At 59.8% G+C, this 16,495-nt stretch carries 15 protein-coding genes and 2 pseudogenes; 12 read left to right on the top strand and 5 right to left on the bottom strand.

Features of this window, described 5'->3' with window-relative positions; genetic code table 11:
- Positions 1-39 precede the first annotated feature (39 nt).
- Both AC07V4_RS17425 and AC07V4_RS17430 read right to left on the bottom strand, forming a co-directional pair.
- Positions 40-630, bottom strand: a complete 591-nt coding sequence (locus tag AC07V4_RS17425) for a hypothetical protein (protein WP_492637801.1) — start codon at positions 628-630, stop codon at positions 40-42.
- Positions 631-923: 293 nt separating this feature from the next.
- On the bottom strand, positions 924-1,982 hold the full coding sequence (locus AC07V4_RS17430) for an MBL fold metallo-hydrolase (protein WP_492637802.1): 1,059 nt from the start codon (positions 1,980-1,982) through the stop codon (positions 924-926).
- A 123-nt stretch (positions 1,983-2,105) separates the two neighbouring features.
- On the opposite strand from AC07V4_RS17430, the gene AC07V4_RS17435 reads away from it, so the two are divergent.
- The 5 genes and pseudogenes from AC07V4_RS17435 (at position 2,106) to AC07V4_RS17455 (ending at position 6,157) form a co-directional block, all read left to right on the top strand.
- On the top strand, positions 2,106-2,732 hold the full coding sequence (locus tag AC07V4_RS17435; RefSeq protein ID WP_492637803.1) for a TetR/AcrR family transcriptional regulator: 627 nt from the start codon (positions 2,106-2,108) through the stop codon (positions 2,730-2,732).
- A gap of 189 nt (positions 2,733-2,921) precedes the next feature.
- Positions 2,922-3,980, top strand: a complete 1,059-nt coding sequence (locus tag AC07V4_RS17440) for a diguanylate cyclase (protein ID WP_492637804.1) — start codon at positions 2,922-2,924, stop codon at positions 3,978-3,980.
- A gap of 263 nt (positions 3,981-4,243) precedes the next feature.
- Positions 4,244-5,014 (top strand): annotated as a pseudogene (locus tag AC07V4_RS17445) (PAS domain-containing protein); the annotation flags it as partial.
- 111 nt (positions 5,015-5,125) lie between these two features.
- Positions 5,126-5,563 (top strand): annotated as a pseudogene (locus tag AC07V4_RS17450) (methyl-accepting chemotaxis protein); the annotation flags it as partial.
- 75 nt (positions 5,564-5,638) lie between these two features.
- Positions 5,639-6,157, top strand: a complete 519-nt coding sequence (locus AC07V4_RS17455) for a DUF1003 domain-containing protein (RefSeq protein ID WP_492637805.1) — start codon at positions 5,639-5,641, stop codon at positions 6,155-6,157.
- On the opposite strand, the gene AC07V4_RS17460 is transcribed toward AC07V4_RS17455, so the two are convergent.
- A complete protein-coding gene (locus AC07V4_RS17460) occupies positions 6,154-7,038 on the bottom strand; it encodes a LysR family transcriptional regulator (protein ID WP_492637806.1) in 885 nt (294 codons plus the stop codon). The genes AC07V4_RS17455 and AC07V4_RS17460 overlap by 4 nt on opposite strands.
- Before the next feature lie 80 nt (positions 7,039-7,118).
- On the opposite strand from AC07V4_RS17460, the gene AC07V4_RS17465 reads away from it, so the two are divergent.
- Entirely contained in the window at positions 7,119-7,826 is a 708-nt protein-coding gene (locus AC07V4_RS17465) for a CTP synthase C-terminal region-related (seleno)protein (RefSeq protein WP_492637807.1), read from the top strand.
- Positions 7,823-8,143: an antibiotic biosynthesis monooxygenase family protein gene (locus tag AC07V4_RS17470; protein ID WP_492637808.1), complete on the top strand. Its 321-nt coding sequence runs from the start codon at positions 7,823-7,825 to the stop codon at positions 8,141-8,143. Before AC07V4_RS17465 ends, AC07V4_RS17470 begins: the two co-directional genes overlap by 4 nt.
- 77 nt (positions 8,144-8,220) lie before the next feature.
- On the opposite strand, the gene AC07V4_RS17475 is transcribed toward AC07V4_RS17470, so the two are convergent.
- Complete coding sequence (locus tag AC07V4_RS17475; protein WP_492637809.1) at positions 8,221-8,544, bottom strand: DUF2025 family protein; 324 nt, start codon at positions 8,542-8,544, stop codon at positions 8,221-8,223.
- A 231-nt stretch (positions 8,545-8,775) separates the two neighbouring features.
- Here AC07V4_RS17475 and AC07V4_RS17480 point away from each other — a divergent pair, with 231 nt between their 5' ends.
- The 3 genes from AC07V4_RS17480 to AC07V4_RS17490 all read left to right on the top strand — a co-directional run bounded on the left by AC07V4_RS17480 (position 8,776) and on the right by AC07V4_RS17490 (position 11,649).
- Complete coding sequence (locus AC07V4_RS17480) at positions 8,776-9,903, top strand: glycerophosphodiester phosphodiesterase (protein ID WP_492637810.1); 1,128 nt, start codon at positions 8,776-8,778, stop codon at positions 9,901-9,903.
- An 83-nt stretch (positions 9,904-9,986) separates the two neighbouring features.
- The gene (locus tag AC07V4_RS17485) at positions 9,987-10,292 is read left to right on the top strand and encodes a PepSY domain-containing protein (protein WP_492637811.1); all 306 of its coding nucleotides are present in this window, start codon (positions 9,987-9,989) and stop codon (positions 10,290-10,292) included.
- 184 nt (positions 10,293-10,476) lie between these two features.
- The gene (locus AC07V4_RS17490) at positions 10,477-11,649 is read left to right on the top strand and encodes a GAF domain-containing sensor histidine kinase (protein ID WP_492637812.1); all 1,173 of its coding nucleotides are present in this window, start codon (positions 10,477-10,479) and stop codon (positions 11,647-11,649) included.
- Here the strand turns inward: AC07V4_RS17490 and AC07V4_RS17495 are convergent, their stop codons facing one another.
- Positions 11,650-13,278, bottom strand: coding sequence for a methyl-accepting chemotaxis protein (locus AC07V4_RS17495; protein WP_492637813.1), 1,629 nt, complete (start codon positions 13,276-13,278; stop codon positions 11,650-11,652).
- Between the two features lie 262 nt (positions 13,279-13,540).
- Between AC07V4_RS17495 and AC07V4_RS17500 the strand changes: the two genes are divergently transcribed.
- Positions 13,541-14,563, top strand: coding sequence for a transporter (locus tag AC07V4_RS17500; protein ID WP_431753206.1), 1,023 nt, complete (start codon positions 13,541-13,543; stop codon positions 14,561-14,563).
- A 243-nt stretch (positions 14,564-14,806) separates the two neighbouring features.
- Complete coding sequence (locus AC07V4_RS17505; RefSeq protein WP_492637814.1) at positions 14,807-16,423, top strand: inorganic phosphate transporter; 1,617 nt, start codon at positions 14,807-14,809, stop codon at positions 16,421-16,423.
- The last annotated feature ends 72 nt before the right edge of the window (positions 16,424-16,495 follow it).

Raw genomic sequence — 16,495 nt, forward strand, 5'->3', positions numbered from 1 at the left:
CTTCCCAGCAGCAAGCTCCAGCCCGTTCAAAGCGTAAGACTATTCAACGCCAGAGGTAGTTTTCCCTGCGCCGGCAGCGAGGCAAGCAACGTTATTCCTGTAGCTCTGCACCAATGCCCTCAGCGAATCCCGCGACCAGCGCGAGCCATAGAAATATAGCCTGCCGCCCCCTTCGAGCGGCTCTTCAAGGCGTGGATAACCACTCCAGCAAGCGGCATGAAAAGCCGTGCCGTGGCTGTCAGACACCAGCGCGTCGAGACGATAGGTCAACGCGTGGTCGTCGATTTCATTACGGGTGTGCAAGGAAAATTGAACGGCGTCATCCGTGCGTTGTGCGGCCACCGGCACCAGTTGTACGCCCGCCCTGCGCAGGATTTTCAGGGCGTGCATGAACGCTGCGCTGTGTTCAATCGGTTCATGCTCGCCACCACGGACATACCGATTGGCGAAGCCGACACGCCACCCTGGCGACGACTGGACAGTAGTGAACGAGCTGTTGTTCTGCACCAGGGGCACCTCGACCATCACTGGCCCCTCGGGTTCGACCCCACTCAAGGCAATCAGTGATAACGAAGGGTCACGCAGGGGCTTGATGGCAACCCCCGGCGCGTTGTACCCAGGAATGAGCAAGCCGCCTCCTGGGTGTCCGTGGGGGTGGGTATCAACGTCGAAGGCAATACCGCGTGGGCTCGCGCTATCGGTGGGAGGGCTGAGTGATGTCGGGGGCAATGCACAGGACTCTGCGGACGATGGCATCAGCTGACCCGGCCGACAAGGCAACCCCTGCGGCCAAATTTTCCTACACTTGCCTTCCATCAGAGCACCCTCCGGACAATTATGTTCCGGGGATCATCGCACCCTCTTCCTGCCTCTGTCGCAGTGCTGAAACACCCTGAAAACTCCTTTTTCCGATGCCTGTAAGGTCAACTTACGAGCGGCTCTTCAGCACCTTGGGTTTCCACCGCCAACCACCACGCGTGTCCACGCTCGGGCTGGTTCAAGTTGAACGCCTGCCCCATCGCTGGCGTGGTGATCGACACGTTGCGCTCCCAGGCCAGGGCCATGATGCGGTCGAACGGTTCATGCCAGGCATGGAATGCCAGATCAAAAGTGCCATTGTGGATGGGTAGCAGCCAGCGGCCCTTGAGATCGATGTGCGCTTGCAGGGTTTGCTCCGGCTGCATGTGCACATGAGGCCAGTCGACGTTGTAGGCACCGGTTTCCATCAGCGTCAGGTCGAACGGACCGTACTGCTCGCCGATACGCTTGAAGCCTTCGAAATAGCCGGTGTCACCGCTGAAAAAGATTCGCCGCGTACCGTCGATCATGACCCAGGAGCACCACAGCGTCTGGTTGGCATCGAACAGGCCACGCCCGGAAAAGTGTTGCGCAGGCGTGGCAATAAAACGAATGCCATCCACCTCGGTGCCCTGCCACCAATCCAGCTGACGGACTTTGCTGGCGTCTACGCCCCATTTGATCAGGATGTCCCCTACGCCCAATGGCGCCAGGAAGTATCGCGTCTTGTCAGCCAGTTGCACGACAGCCTTATGGTCCAAATGGTCGTAGTGATTGTGGGAAAGAATCACCGCTTCCAAGGGCGGCAGCTCTTCGAGGCTGATAGGAGGCTGGTGGAAACGCTTGGGGCCGGCCCAACTGAACGGTGAGGCCCGCTCGGCAAACACCGGGTCGGTCACCCAGAATTTACCGCGCATTTTCAGCAGTACGGTGGAATGCCCCAGGCGAAACACACTGTGGTCTGGGGCGGCCAACAGTTGCTCGCGGGTCAGCGGCTGTACCGGGATCGCTCCCACCGGACGCGTGCTGCGCGGTTTGTTGAACAGCATGTTCCAGAAGATACGCAACGTCTTGCCAAACCCACCCTGTTGGACAGGGGCGTCGTTGCTGAAGTGTCCTTGGTCCTGCTCGGCAGGCTTGAGCGCCGCTGGCGCTGGGTCGAGTCGGGTTGAAATCGTGGCCATTGCAGAGTGACTCCTGGGGTCCGCTCACTAATTACACTGCACAGTGTAGTTTCTACATTGCAACAAAACCCGGAACAAGTAAACTACCGAGTGTAATTTTCCTTTCAGAGCCGAATGCCATCCATGACTGCCCCTCAGCGCCTCACCGACCGCAAACGCGAAGCCATCGTAGCGGCTGCCATCACCGAATTCCGGGCAAATGGCTTTGAGGTCACCAGCATGGACAAGATCGCCGCTACCGCCGGCGTTTCCAAGCGCACGGTGTACAACCATTTCCCCAGCAAGGAAGAGTTGTTCGCAGAAATCCTCCACCAACTCTGGGCCAGCACCGTTGCCCAACTCGATGTGAGCTACGCCAGCGACCGCCCTTTGCGCGATCAATTGCGCGGGCTGCTGGAAGCCAAGATGAGGATGATGTCGGACGCCAACTTCCTCGACCTGGCCCGTGTCGCCATTGCCGCCACCATCCACTCCCCGGAACGCGCGCAGGACATGGTCAACCGTCTTAGCGAACGAGAAGAAGGCTTTACCCAGTGGGTGCGCGCTGCCCGGGACGATGGTCGTCTGTCCTGCACCGACCCGGCTTTCGCGGCCCACCAGATCCAGAGCCTGCTCAAGGCCTTTGCATTCTGGCCGCAGATCACCCTCGGCCAACCCATACTCGACGCCGCCGACCAGGCCGGTGTTATCGAATCTGCCATTGACTTGTTCCTGGCAGGTTACGAAATCCACGCCCCTCACCAGCACTGAACCTGTTGCGGGAACGACATTCCAGGTCGCTTTTAGCGTATTCGCCCGCTCCCTTGCACAAATGGCCTGGAAGGACACTGATTATTCCCACGCGAATAACTGACAATATTCACACCCATTATCCGATCAACGGTTCTACCCGCTGACGCTTGCTGCCGTACCTGCAAAAAAGAGCTGAACCAGGACACTATGGAAAACAGACGAGGCAAAGGGCTTTCATTTGCCAGGCGTATCTACAAGCCAAGGATCATCGGCCTGGGTATCGGCTGCATCAGCGTAATGGGTGGGTTGTACCCCTTATCGATGCCCGGCTGGGTCTGGGCTTTGCTGTTGTTCAACGGTTATGCCTGGGCGCATGTGGCGTACCTGCTTTCAACCCGCTCACCCTTTCCCTATCAGGCCGAACAACGCAACCTGCTCTATGACTCGCTGCTCGGTGGCTTCTGGGCCGCAGCCACCCAATTCACGCCACTGACGGCCGTGACCATTCTGTCGATGATGACCATGAACAACGTCGCCGCGGGTGGCAAGCGCTTGTTCCTGCGCGGGCTGGTGGCGCAAGCAGGCGGTATCGCCGTGGCGTGGTGGTTGTTTGGGATCACGTTCAACCCGTACGTCAGCCCCGTCCAGGTCTACACCTGCCTGCCGATGCTGACCCTCTACCCGATGGCCATCGGCATGGTCTGCTACCAGTTGGCGATCAAACTGTCCGAGCACAAACGCACCCTCAGCGCCCTGAGCCGCATCGACAGCCTGACCGGCCTGCTCAACCACGGGTCGTGGAAAGACCTGCTCAACCTCAAGTTCCACAAGTGCCAGCAGCAACAAGGCCAAGCCACCATCGCACTGATCGATATCGATCACTTCAAGCAAATCAACGACACCCACGGGCATATCGTCGGTGACGCGGTGCTACGCCAACTGAGCCAGCTATTGCGCCAGCACCTGCGGGAAAACGACTTGGCCGGACGTTACGGCGGCGATGAGTTCTGTGTGATCCTTCCGCAAATACCCCTGCAAGAAGCGGCGCTGGTGATGGAGCGAATGCGCGAAACCTTCAGTAACTATCGCAACCCGCAGATCCCCGAATTACGCGTGAGCCTGAGCATCGGCCTGGCGGACTTCCAACCCGTCTTCAGCGATGCCGTGATGTGGCTCAACGCTGCGGATCGTGCGCTGTACGCGGCCAAGGACACCGGACGCAACAAGGTCAAGGTCAGCGATTACGTGATCGCTCATTCCGCCTGATTTGTCCTACAACTACTCGTCTGAATCTTCTGCCGCCCCACTGTCGCAATAGCATAATGCCGCCACTGGTCGGCTGCCCAATAATGGTCCTGCTCCCGGGGCGAACTTCTTGGCACGCTGACGACTCTGAAACCGTTGTTCCACCCCCTCTGTCAGCACCAGGAAGCTGGCAATGAGCAAGTCAACCGTAAGGCTCTGTGCCCTACGGGGTCAGGCGCATATACATGGATACCTCATACGCATGCTTGCCCGAGCCCTCCAACATGCTATTCAACGCCCATAAAAAAGCCATCAATACCCTGCAACACACCAATGCCCAGCAAGCCAGCCTGCTGGACGCCATCGAGCGTTCCATGGCAGTCATCGAATTCGACCTGCAAGGCAACGTGCTGCGGGTCAACGATAACTTCCTCAAAACCATGGACTACCGCGCCGAACAGGTCCTGGGCCAGCCCCATCGGATGTTCTGCACACCAGCGTTCGCCCGCAGCGTCGAATACAATCAGCTGTGGACGCAACTGCGCAACGGCCAATTCAAGTCCGGCACCTTTGAGCGGGTGAGCGGCAGCGGGCAGCCGGTGTGGCTGGAGGCCAGTTACAACCCGGTGCGCGATGAAACTGGCACCGTGATCAAAGTGGTGAAGTACGCCATGGACGTCACCCCGCGCCTGCAAGCCGAGAGCGAAGCCAACGCCAAGCTGGAAGCCATCGACCGCGCCATGGCGATGATTGAGTTCAACCTCGACGGCACCATCATCACCGCCAATACGAATTTCCTGCAGCGCATGGGCTACAGCCTGGCGCAGATCCAGGGCAAGCATCACCGCCTGTTCTGCAAACCGGAGTTGGCCAACAGCACGGCATACAGCGAGTTCTGGAAACGTTTGAACCAGGGCGAACTGTTCAACGGTCTGTTCGAACGCATCGATAAACACGGCCAGACGCTGTGGCTGGAAGCCAACTACAACCCGGTGTATGACGCCAGCGGACGCTTGTGCAAAGTGGTCAAGTTCGCCTCGGACGTGACAGCCCGCGTAGAACAACATGCTGCCGATGCGCAAAGCGCGGCACAGGCCTATCACCTGTCCCTGAACACCCAGGACATGGCGGAAAAAGGTGCCGAGGTGATTCAGAAAACCGCCACGGGAATGCGTGAAATTGCCGTGGACATTGATGCCTCCTCGCAACTGATCGCCAAGCTCGGCGAGCGTTCGCAACAGATCACCGCCATCGTCAACACCATTCGCGGCATCGCCGACCAGACCAACCTGCTGGCCCTCAACGCCGCCATCGAAGCCGCGCGCGCCGGTGAGCAAGGCCGGGGTTTCGCCGTGGTGGCCGATGAAGTGCGACAACTGGCGGCACGCACCAGCGGCTCAACGGCAGAGATCTCCAGCATGATCGCCATGATTCAGGAAGAAACCCGCCAAGCCATCGACAGTATGGACGCCACCCGCGACCGTGCAGCCCTGGGCGTGGAGCTGGCCAACCAGGCCGGTACGGTGATCCTGCAGATTCGCGAGGGCACCAGTGAAGCGGTGCAGGCAGTGAGTGCGTTCGCCAATGAGCGCGGTCACAACTGACCCGTTCTTCATGCGCCCGGTCGGGGGCTCGGTCTATAGTGCTGACTGTCTTCACGCTAAGGATTCGAGCCCGCCATGACCCCAGACGAACCAGCAGCCGCCCCCGTCGATCACCTGCGCTTCCACCGAGGCCACGCCCACCTGGCACCCACCTTCGGCAACGACACCTTCGCCCTCAAGGCCGAAGCCTTTGCGCGTTTTTTTGGCACGCCGACCTTTCTCGGTGCGCAAACCGCAATCGTGGTGTTGTGGGTGGTGCTGAACATGACCGGTGTCACCCACTTCGACGTGTACCCGTTCATCCTGCTCAACCTGGCCTTCAGCCTGCAGTCAGCCTATGCAGCACCACTGATCCTGCTGGCCCAGACACGCCAGGCTGCACGGGACAAAGCCCAGTCAGACGCCGACGCGCAGCACCGCGAAGCCCTGGCCATTGCCAACACCGAACGCCAGGCCCAGGCCGCGCAGACCACCAAACAGCTGCTGGAACTGCTGGAACAAAACACTCGGCTGACGGAAATGACTAAGCAACTGACCGAGCGTATCGAAACCCTGACGTGCGAAATGCATGAGCAGTTTGTGCGAAAAACCTAACGCCGCGGCCAGCGTACATGCCGCCCCAACTCATCAAACAACGTCACCACTGAACGCAGCGCCCGGCAATCCGGGCGTGTCAGCAGCCACAGCGCCGTGTCACGTCCCGCCAATACGGGGCCGATAGGTTGCAGGCCATCTTCCAATAGAAAATCCGGCAGCGCCGCAACCCCCAACCCGGCGCGCACCAGTTCGGCAACCGACAACATGCTGTTGCAACGATAACTGGGGCGCACCCCCGGCAACTGTTCGCGGCGCCAGGCCACGGTGGCGTGATCGGGCAGGAAGTCATCCGGCGCAATCCAGGCCAGGTCGGCCAATTCACGGCCTTCGTGCTGGCGCGCATAACCGGTACTGGCACACACCTGATAGGCGACCGTGCCCAGGCAGCGTCCGACCAGATGCTCCGGCGGTGTGCGGGTCAGGCGCAGGGCGATATCCGCGTCACGCCGGCTGAGGTTGGCGAAATCATTGGAGGTGCTCAACTCCAGGGTCAGCGCCGGGTATTCGGGCATGAATTGCGCCAGGGCCGGCAACAACAAGCCTTGCAACACCGAGTCGGTACAGGTCAGGCGCACGGTGCCACTGATCACTTCACCGCCTTGCTCCACGCCGATGCGCGCAGCCTCCAGGGCTTGTTCGGCACGTTCAGCCTGTTGTGCGAGGTTGCTTGCCAGGCTGGTAGGCAAGTAACCGCTGCGGCTTTTCTCGAACAATGTCTGGCCCAAAGCGGCCTCCAACCGCCGCACGGCGCGGAACACCGTGGACACATCCACCCGCAGCAATGCTGCCGCCCGCGCGAGAGTGCCGCCGCGTACCAGAGCGAGGATCAGCGACAGGTCGGGATAATCGATTGAATAGTGCGCGGACGCATTGAGCATATGGGTAAATGCCAATATTGATTGCGTAGACGCCAATCTATAGTGCCCCTCAGGACACCACAAGCCATGGGCCGTACACGATGAAAACTTCCACCCTGCACCTCGCCTTGATCGGCGATTACAACCCCGACGTGATTGCCCACCAGGCCATTCCGCTAGCACTGCAACAGGCGGCCGAAGCCTTGAACCTGAACGTTCATGTGCACTGGCTCGATACGGACTCAATCACACCCGACATAGACCTGCACGCCTTCGACGGCTTCTGGTGCGTACCCGCCAGCCCCTACCGCGACGCCGACGGCGCACTGCGCGCGATTCGCTTTGCCCGCGAGCAAAAGCGCCCTTTCCTCGGCACCTGCGGCGGCTTTCAACACGCCGTGCTGGAATATGCCCGTAATGTACTGGGCTGGGCAGATGCCGAACATGGTGAACTGGCACCTGATGCCCAACGCGCCGTCATCGCCCCCCTGAGCTGTGCCTTGGTGGAAGCGACCGACACCGTGCGCCTGGCACCCTACACTCGCATCGCCGAAGCCTACGGCAGCCTGGAGATCCACGAAGGTTATCGTTGCCGCTATGGCATCAACCCCGAGTTTGCCAACGCGCTGCTGGAAGGCGACCTGATTCCCAGCGGCCATGACAGCGCGGGAGATCTGCGCGCCGTGGAACTGCTGGACCATCCGTTTTTCGTCGCCACCTTGTTCCAGCCGGAACGGGCAGCACTCAAGGGCACTATCCCGCCGCTGGCGCAAGCGTTGCTCCAGGCTTGCCTGGAAGTGTCGCGATGATCGCCAACACCCCTGCCCCACCCTACTACGCGGTGATTTTCAGTTCCCTGCGTACCGAGGGTGATCAAGGCTACGCCCAGGCAGCCGCACGCATGCTGGAACTGGCACACGAGCAACCGGGGTTTCTGGGGGTGGAATCGGCACGGGAAGATGGCCTGGGGATCACCGTGTCTTACTGGAGCAGCGAGGCGGCGATCCTGGCCTGGAAACAGCAGGCTGAACATCGCGCCGTGCGCGAGCAAGGCCGCAGTACCTGGTACTCGGCGTTTCACACACGGGTGTGCAAGGTGGAGCGAGCCTACGCATTTCCAGATTGAGTGTGGGAGCTGGCTTGTCTGCTCCCACACAAGCCCGCACACAGTTTGATCCTCGCATGGCTGAAGGAAGTGGAAAACTAACTGACCAGACTGCGCAACGCACTGATCTGCGGGATCTCCACCCGCCGCATGTACACCCGCAGCGGCTCCGTGATGTTGAGGCGGTCATCGATATTCTGGTCCAACAGCAACTGAATGCGCTCGCGGGACAAGATCATGGTGTGGTCGGCAGCCGGCAGCCAGACAAATTCGGCGGTGGGGATAATGCCGTCATCGGCGACGTCCATGCCGAAGGCATCTTCGCTGAAACGCACGATGTATTGGCCGGTCTTGCGGTTCAGGCCGACAAAACCGTGGAGTTGGTCGGCGGCCTGGCAGATAAGCTCGGAGGTGATGCGCATGGTAAACCTCACTGAAAAGTCCCATTGGGACTGGAAAGATGGTTTACACGCGTGGCACAAACTGCTGCCCTCTAATGGGGCAGCTTGGGCCAAGAGTACTGCAACGCCACACAAAAAAACCCAAAAATCAGCTCGTGCGCACGTTAATGTCGGTTTGGTGATAGCGCCTTTCGCAATCAATTGTTAAAAAGGACACCTTCTCAAAGTTACCTCCACGAAAGGACTTCGCATATGCCTGTCACGTTTTCCAAGAGTGCCTTGCTGCTCGCTCTGATGCTGGGCCTTGGCCAGGCACAGGCTGCCGATCCGATCAGCCCGGCTGAATTGGCAACAAACGAAGGCATTCCGTACCCGGCTGTCATCGCCCACCGTGGCGCTTCCTATGACGCCCCTGAGTCCACCGCTGCCGCTTACAAAGTCGCACGCGACCTGGGCGCCGACTACCTGGAAATGGACCTGCAGCGTAGCAAGGACGGCGTGCTGTTCGCCCTGCACGACAACAACCTGCAACGCACCACCGACGTGGCCACCAAATTCCCAGACCGCAAGGATGCCCCGGCCAACGAATTCACCTGGGCCGAGTTGCGCACCCTGGACGCCGGCAGCTGGTTCAACGCCGCCTACCCGGATCGCGCCCGTCCAGGTTTCGTCGGCCTGAAAATCCAGAGCCTGGACGACATCATCAAAATCGCCGAAGGCAACCCGCAGCACAAACCCGGCCTGTACATCGAGACCAAGGAGCCCAAGCAATTTCCGGGTATCGAAGCCGACCTGAAGAACAAGCTGCTGGACAAAGGCTGGCTGAGCTCCGCCGGTTCCAAACTGGGCAAGAGCAACACGGGCGTCGGCCAGGGCAAAGGCCGCGTGGTACTGCAGACGTTTGAAAAAGACAGCTTGAAAGAGTTGCAGAAAGAAATGCCCAACACCCCGAAAATCCTGTTGTTGTGGGTGGGTGCCGGCAGTATCGAGCCAAAATCCACACAGACGTTCGCTGAGTCTGGCGAACCGACCAAGGCCGCTTACTACGCCAAGCAAGAGCCGAAAGACGCTGCCGAATTCGAAAAATGGGTCGACGAAGCCAAGAGCCTCGGCGCCATCGGCACCGGCCCGTCGGCTGAGCTGACCAACCACGGCGACCAGAGCTACACGGACCTGGTCAAGCCTGAGATGAACAAGCTGACCCACGACAAGGGCCTGCTGGTGCACGTCTACACAGTGGATGAACCGGTGGACTTCAAGAAAGTCATGGACGCTGGCGTCGACGGTATCTTCACCAATCGCGCCGCTGAGCTGTTGAAGTTCTACAATCGCTTCCCGTCGTCGAACGTGCAGCAATTGCTGACGGACCACGGCTACTGAGTCAATCTGCCATTAAGGGTGAGTTAAGTTGCGCCGGTTAATCTGGCGCCACTTAAACAGCTCAACCCAGAAGGACATCGACCATGAAGACCCTGAACGCTCTGTTCGCCGCCACCGCCCTGACCCTGACTGCCGGCCTGGCTCAAGCCGACGTGCGCCCGGACCAGATTCCGAGCCTGCTCAAGTCCGGCGAAGTGATGGCATTCGAGAAACTCAACGCTGCCGCCCTGGCCAAACACCCTGGCGCGACCATCACCGACACCGAGCTGGATCACAAGAACGGCGTGCTGGTGTACGAAGTCGACGTGACCGATACCACCGGCAAGAAGTTTGACGTCAAGCTCGACGCCAAGACCGGTAACGTCCTGGAAGACAAGCAAGACACCTGAGTCGGACTCATGAAAAACCGCGTCACCTTCGGGTAGCGCGGTTTTTTTATGGGCGTTCGGATGCCTGGGGGAGCGTCAGCGTCCAGTCCTCGAATGAAATTACACCGACCGCGCGCAAGGTCGCTAGAATCTCATTTATTGGCCAGGGCAAAACGCCCAGTAGCCGCCTGTTCGAGACTGTCGCATGGGGCAAAGAGCCGCCGACATCGCCACCATTGGCCGCATCAGTGTCGTACCCGCGATGCTCAAAGTCATCAGCGACATGACCGGCCTGCGCTTCGCTGCCGTCGCCCGGGTGACCAATGACAACTGGACTGCCTGCGCCGTGCTCGACCAACTGGACTACGGCGTCGGGGTGGGTGGCGAGTTGGACCTGACCACCACGATTTGCTACGAAATTCACAGTTCGCATGAATCCGTGGTGATCGACAAGGCCAGTGAAGACCCGATCTACCGCACCCATCCCACTCCACGCCTCTACGTGTTTGAAAGCTACATTTCCGTGCCGGTGTTCCGTACCGATGGGAGTTTCTTCGGCACGATCTGCGCGCTCGACCCCAACCCCGCGCCCCTGCGCGGCAGCACCATCCAAGCAACCATGGAATCGTTTGCCCGGCTGCTCTCGCTGCAAATCGAAGCCGAAGAAAACCAGCAACAGACCGAAGTCGAGTTGCAGGAAGAACGCGGTACCGCCGAGCTGCGCGAGCAGTTCATCGCGGTGCTGGGGCATGACCTGCGCAACCCGCTGTTTGCCGTCAACTTCGGTGCCGAGCGGCTACTGCGCAAACATTCCAACCCCGCGACCGACCCGCTGGTACGCCATATCCTCGCCAGCGGGCAACGCGCGTCACAACTGGTCGAGGACGTACTCGACTTCGCCCGTGGCCGCATGGGCAGTGGCATTGCTCTACACCTCAACGACTGCGTGGATTTGCAGGAAGCTTTGCAGCAGGTGGTGGCCGAAATGCAAAGCGTACATCCGCAACGGTTGATCCACGCCGATATCGGCGACCTGAGCGGCGTGTATGGCGACCGCGAGCGCCTGATGCAATTGCTCTCCAACTTGGTCGCCAACGCGGTCCATCACGGCAACCAGAACAGCCCGGTGTATGTCACGGCACAGATTGAGCGTGATCACTTGTTCCTGACGGTGAAAAATGCCGGGCAGATCAGCGAGCAGGCCTTGCCGCGTCTGTTCCAGCCCTTTTCACGCCCGGTTTCCGGTACGCCCCAGGCCGGCCTGGGCCTGGGGTTGTATATCGTCAAGCAGATTGCCGATGCCCATGGCGCAGAGTTACACGTGACCACCCACGCACAATACGGCACCCAGTTCAGCTTCAGCTTGCCCCTGCCCTGATCACGCGCCCAATCGCGCCGTCACTTCGTTCAGCTCACCGGACAAGCTGCGCAGATTCTGGCTCGCCGCTTCAGTGCGCTGCACATTGTCCATGTTCGCCGTGGCCACGGTGGTGATCTGGGTGATGTTGCGCGAAATATCTTCGGCCACCGATGTTTGTTCCTCCGCCGCAGTGGCGATCTGACGGTTCATGTCGCGGATCGCTTCCACAGCCTGGGTGATATGACTGAGCATCGCCCCGGCCTGGGTGACTTTTGCCACGCTGTCATCGCTGCAGGATTGGCCGCTGACAATCGCCTCAGCCGCATCCACCGCGCCGGTTTGCACCGCCTCGATAATCTGGTTGATCTCGATGATCGACGATGCCGTACGTTGCGCCAGGCTGCGCACTTCATCGGCCACCACCGCAAAGCCACGCCCGGCCTCGCCCGCCCGCGCCGCTTCAATGGCCGCGTTGAGCGCCAGCAGGTTGGTTTGCTCGGCAATCCCGCGGATCACTTCCAAAACCTTGCCGATCCGCGCGCTGTCGGTTTCCAGGCGACGGATGATGGTGCCGGTATTGAGGATTTCCGTGCGCATCTGGCCGATGGTGGCAATGGTCACTTGCATCACTTCACCGCCTTCGCGGGCCGAATGATCCGCCTCATCGGCGGCCCGCGAAGCGCTGGCGGCGTGGCGCGCAACCTCCTGGGCAGTGGCGGACATCTCGGTCATGGCCGTCGCTACCTGGTCGGTGCGGCTGAATTGTTCGTGGGTGCCCGTCGCCATCTGACCGGCAATCGAATTCAACTCGCCACTGGCGCTGACCAGGTCGGTGGCACTGCGCTGCAACCGGCTGAAGGTTTCGGCCAGGAAGTCGCGCAAGGTATTGGCGGCGGCGGCCAAGTGGCCCAATTCATCCTGACGACGGCTGGCCACACGTTCGGCAAAACGCCCGTGGCTCAGTTGGGTGACGTAGTCGATCAAGCCACGAATCGGCAGGATCAAGTTGCGGTTGATCAAAAACAAACTGAACACACCAATGAGCACGCCGGACAGCAGCATGATCGCCAGGCCCAGCATCACCGTGCGCTCGGCATGGGCGCTGATGCTCAAGGATTGTTTCTGGCCTTGATCACGCAGGTCGCTGACCAGAGCGCTCATTTGCTCGCTGGTGTCGCGGTCCACACCTTTGACCGCCGTGTCGCCCGCAGTTGGGTCGGCGCCAGCGGCCAAGTAGGCATCACGTCCTTTTTCGTAAGCCAAGCCCAACTGCTGATGTTCCTGGCGCAGGGCCTCGATGCGTTTGCTCAACGCTGCGTCGTCGTGGGTCTGGGTGACCAGCCGTGTCAGGATGTTTTGCACATCACGCTGGCGGTCTTGGAACTGGCCCCAATACTTGGTCATGTCCTGGGGTTGCTTGCCGCGCAGCAGCACGTTTTTCCATTCCTGCACTTGCACCTTAAATTGCAGGTTGGCTTCGTCGATCAGCTGTGAAGTGAGCAAGGGCCCGTCGATCAAGCTGCGATAACTCTGCACCCCATTGGAGAGGAAGTTGAAACAGGCCAAGGCGATCAACAGCATCGCCAGCAAGCTGCCACCGAGCAGCGACAAGATTTGTGCTCTCAAGGAGGTTCGCAAAACATTCATCGGGGTAACGCCTCGATACAAGGGAAGTGGTGCATGCACGCCGCAACTTCCCTGTCATCAAAGGCACCGCTGCTCCACAGGGTGCTTATGCGCTGGATCGGCTGTTCCAGACACTTCTTGAGGCTAGCTGACCAGTGGTCAAAAAAGTGTCTTGAAGCGTCGCGCAAACCTTAAACGGTCACAAAATTGTCAAATATCCTTGCAATGATTCGCCCACGCGAACCTGTGAAACGTCCTACAGGCGCTTTCTCTGCGAGCCTCCATGAACCACAGCATCGACCACGGCCATCAGGATTCCGATCTGTTTGGCCTGCTTTACGGTTTTCGTTTTCGACCCGGCGAAAAGGGCGAGCAGATTGATTCGGCCACCGCGCTCAAGGCCTTGCAGGCACCGGACGATCCACAAGAGTTTCTGTGGCTGCATTTGAACCTGGCCCACGCAGCCTGCCAGCGCTGGATGCAGGCGCACCTGTCATTGCCCGAAGAGTTTTTCGAGGCCCTGCACGAAGGTTCGCGCTCCACCCGTATCGAGCACGTCGACTCGGCCTTGCTGGCGGTGGTCAACGACGTGGTGTTCAACTTCAGCAGTATGGTTTCGTCGGATATTTCCACGTTGTGGGTGTGCGCCCGCAGCCGCTTGCTGGTGAGCGCGCGCCTGCAACCGTTGCACTCGGTGGACAAGCTGCGTTCGTCGGTCAAGGCCGGTGAGCACTTCCGCTCCCCCCTCGAATTGCTGGTGCATTTGTTGCGCGATCAAGGCGAAGTACTGACGCAGATCGTGCGCAAGACCAGCCTCAGCGTCGACCATATCGAAGACCAGTTGCTGTCTTCGCGCTTGTCCACCAACCGTGCCGAACTGGGGGCCGCGCGTCGTGTGCTGGTGCGCCTGCAACGCCTGCTGGCGCTGGAGCCGGGTTCACTGTTGCGGCTGCTCAATCGCCCGCCGCAATGGCTGCAAAAAGAAGACGTGAAGGAGCTGCGCAAATCCACCGAGGAGTTTGCGCTGATCATCAACGACCTGACCGCTCTCGGGGAACGCATCAAGCTGTTGCAGGAAGAAATTGCCGCCAACTTGAACGAGCAAAGCAACCGCACACTGTTTACCCTCACCGTGGTGACGGTGCTGGCGCTGCCGATCAACATCATTGCCGGCTTTTTCGGCATGAACGTAGGCGGCGTGCCGCTTTCCACGGACCCGGAAGGGTTCTGGATCCTGGTGGCGTTGGTGGCGACGTTTACTTTGATCGCCGGGCGCTGGGCGTTCCGTAAACGCAAAGATTACTGACCTCAATCTCCACCTGAAATGAAATCTACTGTGGGAGCTGGCTTGCCTGCGATAACTGTGTAACAGCCACCGTTTCAGTGACTGATTCACCGCTATCGCAGGCAAGCCAGCTCCCACATGGGTTCTGCGGTGTTTATTGGACAGGTGGCACTCCCAATCCCCTAAACACTGACATATCGCAGCATCTCTGTAACATTCTGCAATGATCATGAACGACATCCTCCCCACACTGGATGCTCCGGCATGGCCACCCCTTCCCTGACTGCTTCCACCTCCGCGTCACACGCAGCCCCCAAACCCAGGCTGGACAAGAAACCCGGCCTGTTGACCGTGATCATTTTCTTCGCCGTGCTCGCCATGGGCCTGTTGTTCACGGCCTATAGCCTGATGCATGACATGAATGAGCTGGGCACGGTAGTCACCACCTGGACGCCCTTCCTGCTGTTGGGTGTGGCGCTGTTGATCGCCTTGGGCTTCGAGTTCGTCAACGGCTTCCACGACACCGCCAACGCCGTCGCCACGGTGATCTACACCAACTCACTACCGCCGCATTTTGCAGTGGTGTGGTCGGGCTTTTTCAACTTCCTCGGCGTGCTGCTTTCCAGCGGTGCCGTGGCGTTCGGCATCATTGCGTTGCTGCCGGTTGAGTTGATTTTGCAAGTCGGTTCGTCGGCCGGCTTCGCGATGATCTTCGCCCTGCTGATCGCGGCGATCTTGTGGAACCTCGGCACCTGGTGGCTGGGGTTGCCGGCGTCGTCGTCCCACACCCTGATCGGCTCGATTATCGGCGTCGGCGTGGCGAATGCCTTGATGCACGGACGTGACGGCACCAGTGGCGTGGATTGGAGCCAGGCGATCAAGATCGGCTACGCCTTGCTGCTGTCGCCTCTAATCGGCTTTGTCTTTGCCGCGATGCTGCTCCTGGCCCTGCGCGCCTTTGTGAAAAATCGCTCGCTGTACAAGGCCCCCAAGGGTGACACCCCGCCACCCTGGTGGATTCGCGGCATGTTGATCGCCACCTGCACTGGTGTGTCGTTCGCCCACGGCTCCAACGACGGCCAGAAGGGCATGGGCCTGATCATGCTGATCCTGGTGGGCACCCTGCCCATGGCCTATGCGCTGAACCGCACCATGCCCGCCGAGCAATCTGTGCAGTTCGCGGCGGTGGCCGAAGTAACCCAAGTGGCGCTGGTGAAAAGCGCGCCGCAGGTGTTGTCCGGCGACCCGCGACCGATTCTCTCGACCTACGTACGCACCAAGGAAGCCACGCCGGAACTGGTGCCCGCCCTCGCCGCCCTCGCCGGCCAGATCGGTGATGAAGTCAAAGGTTACGGTTCCCTGGCCAAAGTTCCCGCCGAATCTGTCGGCAACGTGCGTAACGACATGTACTTGACCAGCGAAACCATTCGCCTGATGGACAAAAGCAAGGTCGGCAACTTCGACGCCGACACTCAGAGCAAACTGAAGCTGTTCAAAGACCAGATCGACAACTCCACACGCTTTATCCCGCTGTGGGTGAAGATCGCCGTGGCTATCGCCCTGGGCCTGGGCACCATGGTCGGCTGGAAACGCATCGTGGTGACGGTGGGTGAAAAGATCGGCAAGACCCACCTGACTTACGCTCAGGGCGCGGCCGCGGAAACCGTGGCGATGCTGACCATCGGTGCGGCGGATATGTATGGCTTGCCGGTGTCGACCACCCATGTGTTGTCCTCTGGCGTGGCAGGGACCATGGTGGCGAATGGCGGTGGGTTGCAGATGAAGACCATCCGCAATCTGCTAATGGCATGGGTGCTGACATTACCAGCAGCGATTTTGCTGTCAGGCAGCCTGTACTGGCTGTTCACCAAACTGTTCTGACCCAACACCGTTCAACCTGTGGGAGCTGGCTTGCCTGCGATGGCGGTGGATCAGTCAACAAATCTGTTGAAT

This window comes from Pseudomonas sp. GW821-FHT03A09, assembly GCF_059421065.1.

Excerpts from the sequence above, each read along its gene's own strand:
- AC07V4_RS17430 (WP_492637802.1), bottom strand. The coding sequence starts at position 1,982 with ATGGCCACGATTTCAACCCGACTCGACCCAGCGCCAGCGGCGCTCAAG.
- AC07V4_RS17435 (WP_492637803.1), top strand. The coding sequence starts at position 2,106 with ATGACTGCCCCTCAGCGCCTCACCGACCGCAAACGCGAAGCCATCGTA.
- AC07V4_RS17440 (WP_492637804.1), top strand. The coding sequence starts at position 2,922 with ATGGAAAACAGACGAGGCAAAGGGCTTTCATTTGCCAGGCGTATCTAC.
- AC07V4_RS17455 (WP_492637805.1), top strand. The coding sequence starts at position 5,639 with ATGACCCCAGACGAACCAGCAGCCGCCCCCGTCGATCACCTGCGCTTC.
- AC07V4_RS17460 (WP_492637806.1), bottom strand. The coding sequence starts at position 7,038 with ATGCTCAATGCGTCCGCGCACTATTCAATCGATTATCCCGACCTGTCG.
- AC07V4_RS17465 (WP_492637807.1), top strand. The coding sequence starts at position 7,119 with ATGAAAACTTCCACCCTGCACCTCGCCTTGATCGGCGATTACAACCCC.
- AC07V4_RS17470 (WP_492637808.1), top strand. The coding sequence starts at position 7,823 with ATGATCGCCAACACCCCTGCCCCACCCTACTACGCGGTGATTTTCAGT.
- AC07V4_RS17475 (WP_492637809.1), bottom strand. The coding sequence starts at position 8,544 with ATGCGCATCACCTCCGAGCTTATCTGCCAGGCCGCCGACCAACTCCAC.
- AC07V4_RS17480 (WP_492637810.1), top strand. The coding sequence starts at position 8,776 with ATGCCTGTCACGTTTTCCAAGAGTGCCTTGCTGCTCGCTCTGATGCTG.
- AC07V4_RS17485 (WP_492637811.1), top strand. The coding sequence starts at position 9,987 with ATGAAGACCCTGAACGCTCTGTTCGCCGCCACCGCCCTGACCCTGACT.
- AC07V4_RS17490 (WP_492637812.1), top strand. The coding sequence starts at position 10,477 with ATGGGGCAAAGAGCCGCCGACATCGCCACCATTGGCCGCATCAGTGTC.
- AC07V4_RS17495 (WP_492637813.1), bottom strand. The coding sequence starts at position 13,278 with ATGAATGTTTTGCGAACCTCCTTGAGAGCACAAATCTTGTCGCTGCTC.
- AC07V4_RS17500 (WP_431753206.1), top strand. The coding sequence starts at position 13,541 with ATGAACCACAGCATCGACCACGGCCATCAGGATTCCGATCTGTTTGGC.
- AC07V4_RS17505 (WP_492637814.1), top strand. The coding sequence starts at position 14,807 with ATGGCCACCCCTTCCCTGACTGCTTCCACCTCCGCGTCACACGCAGCC.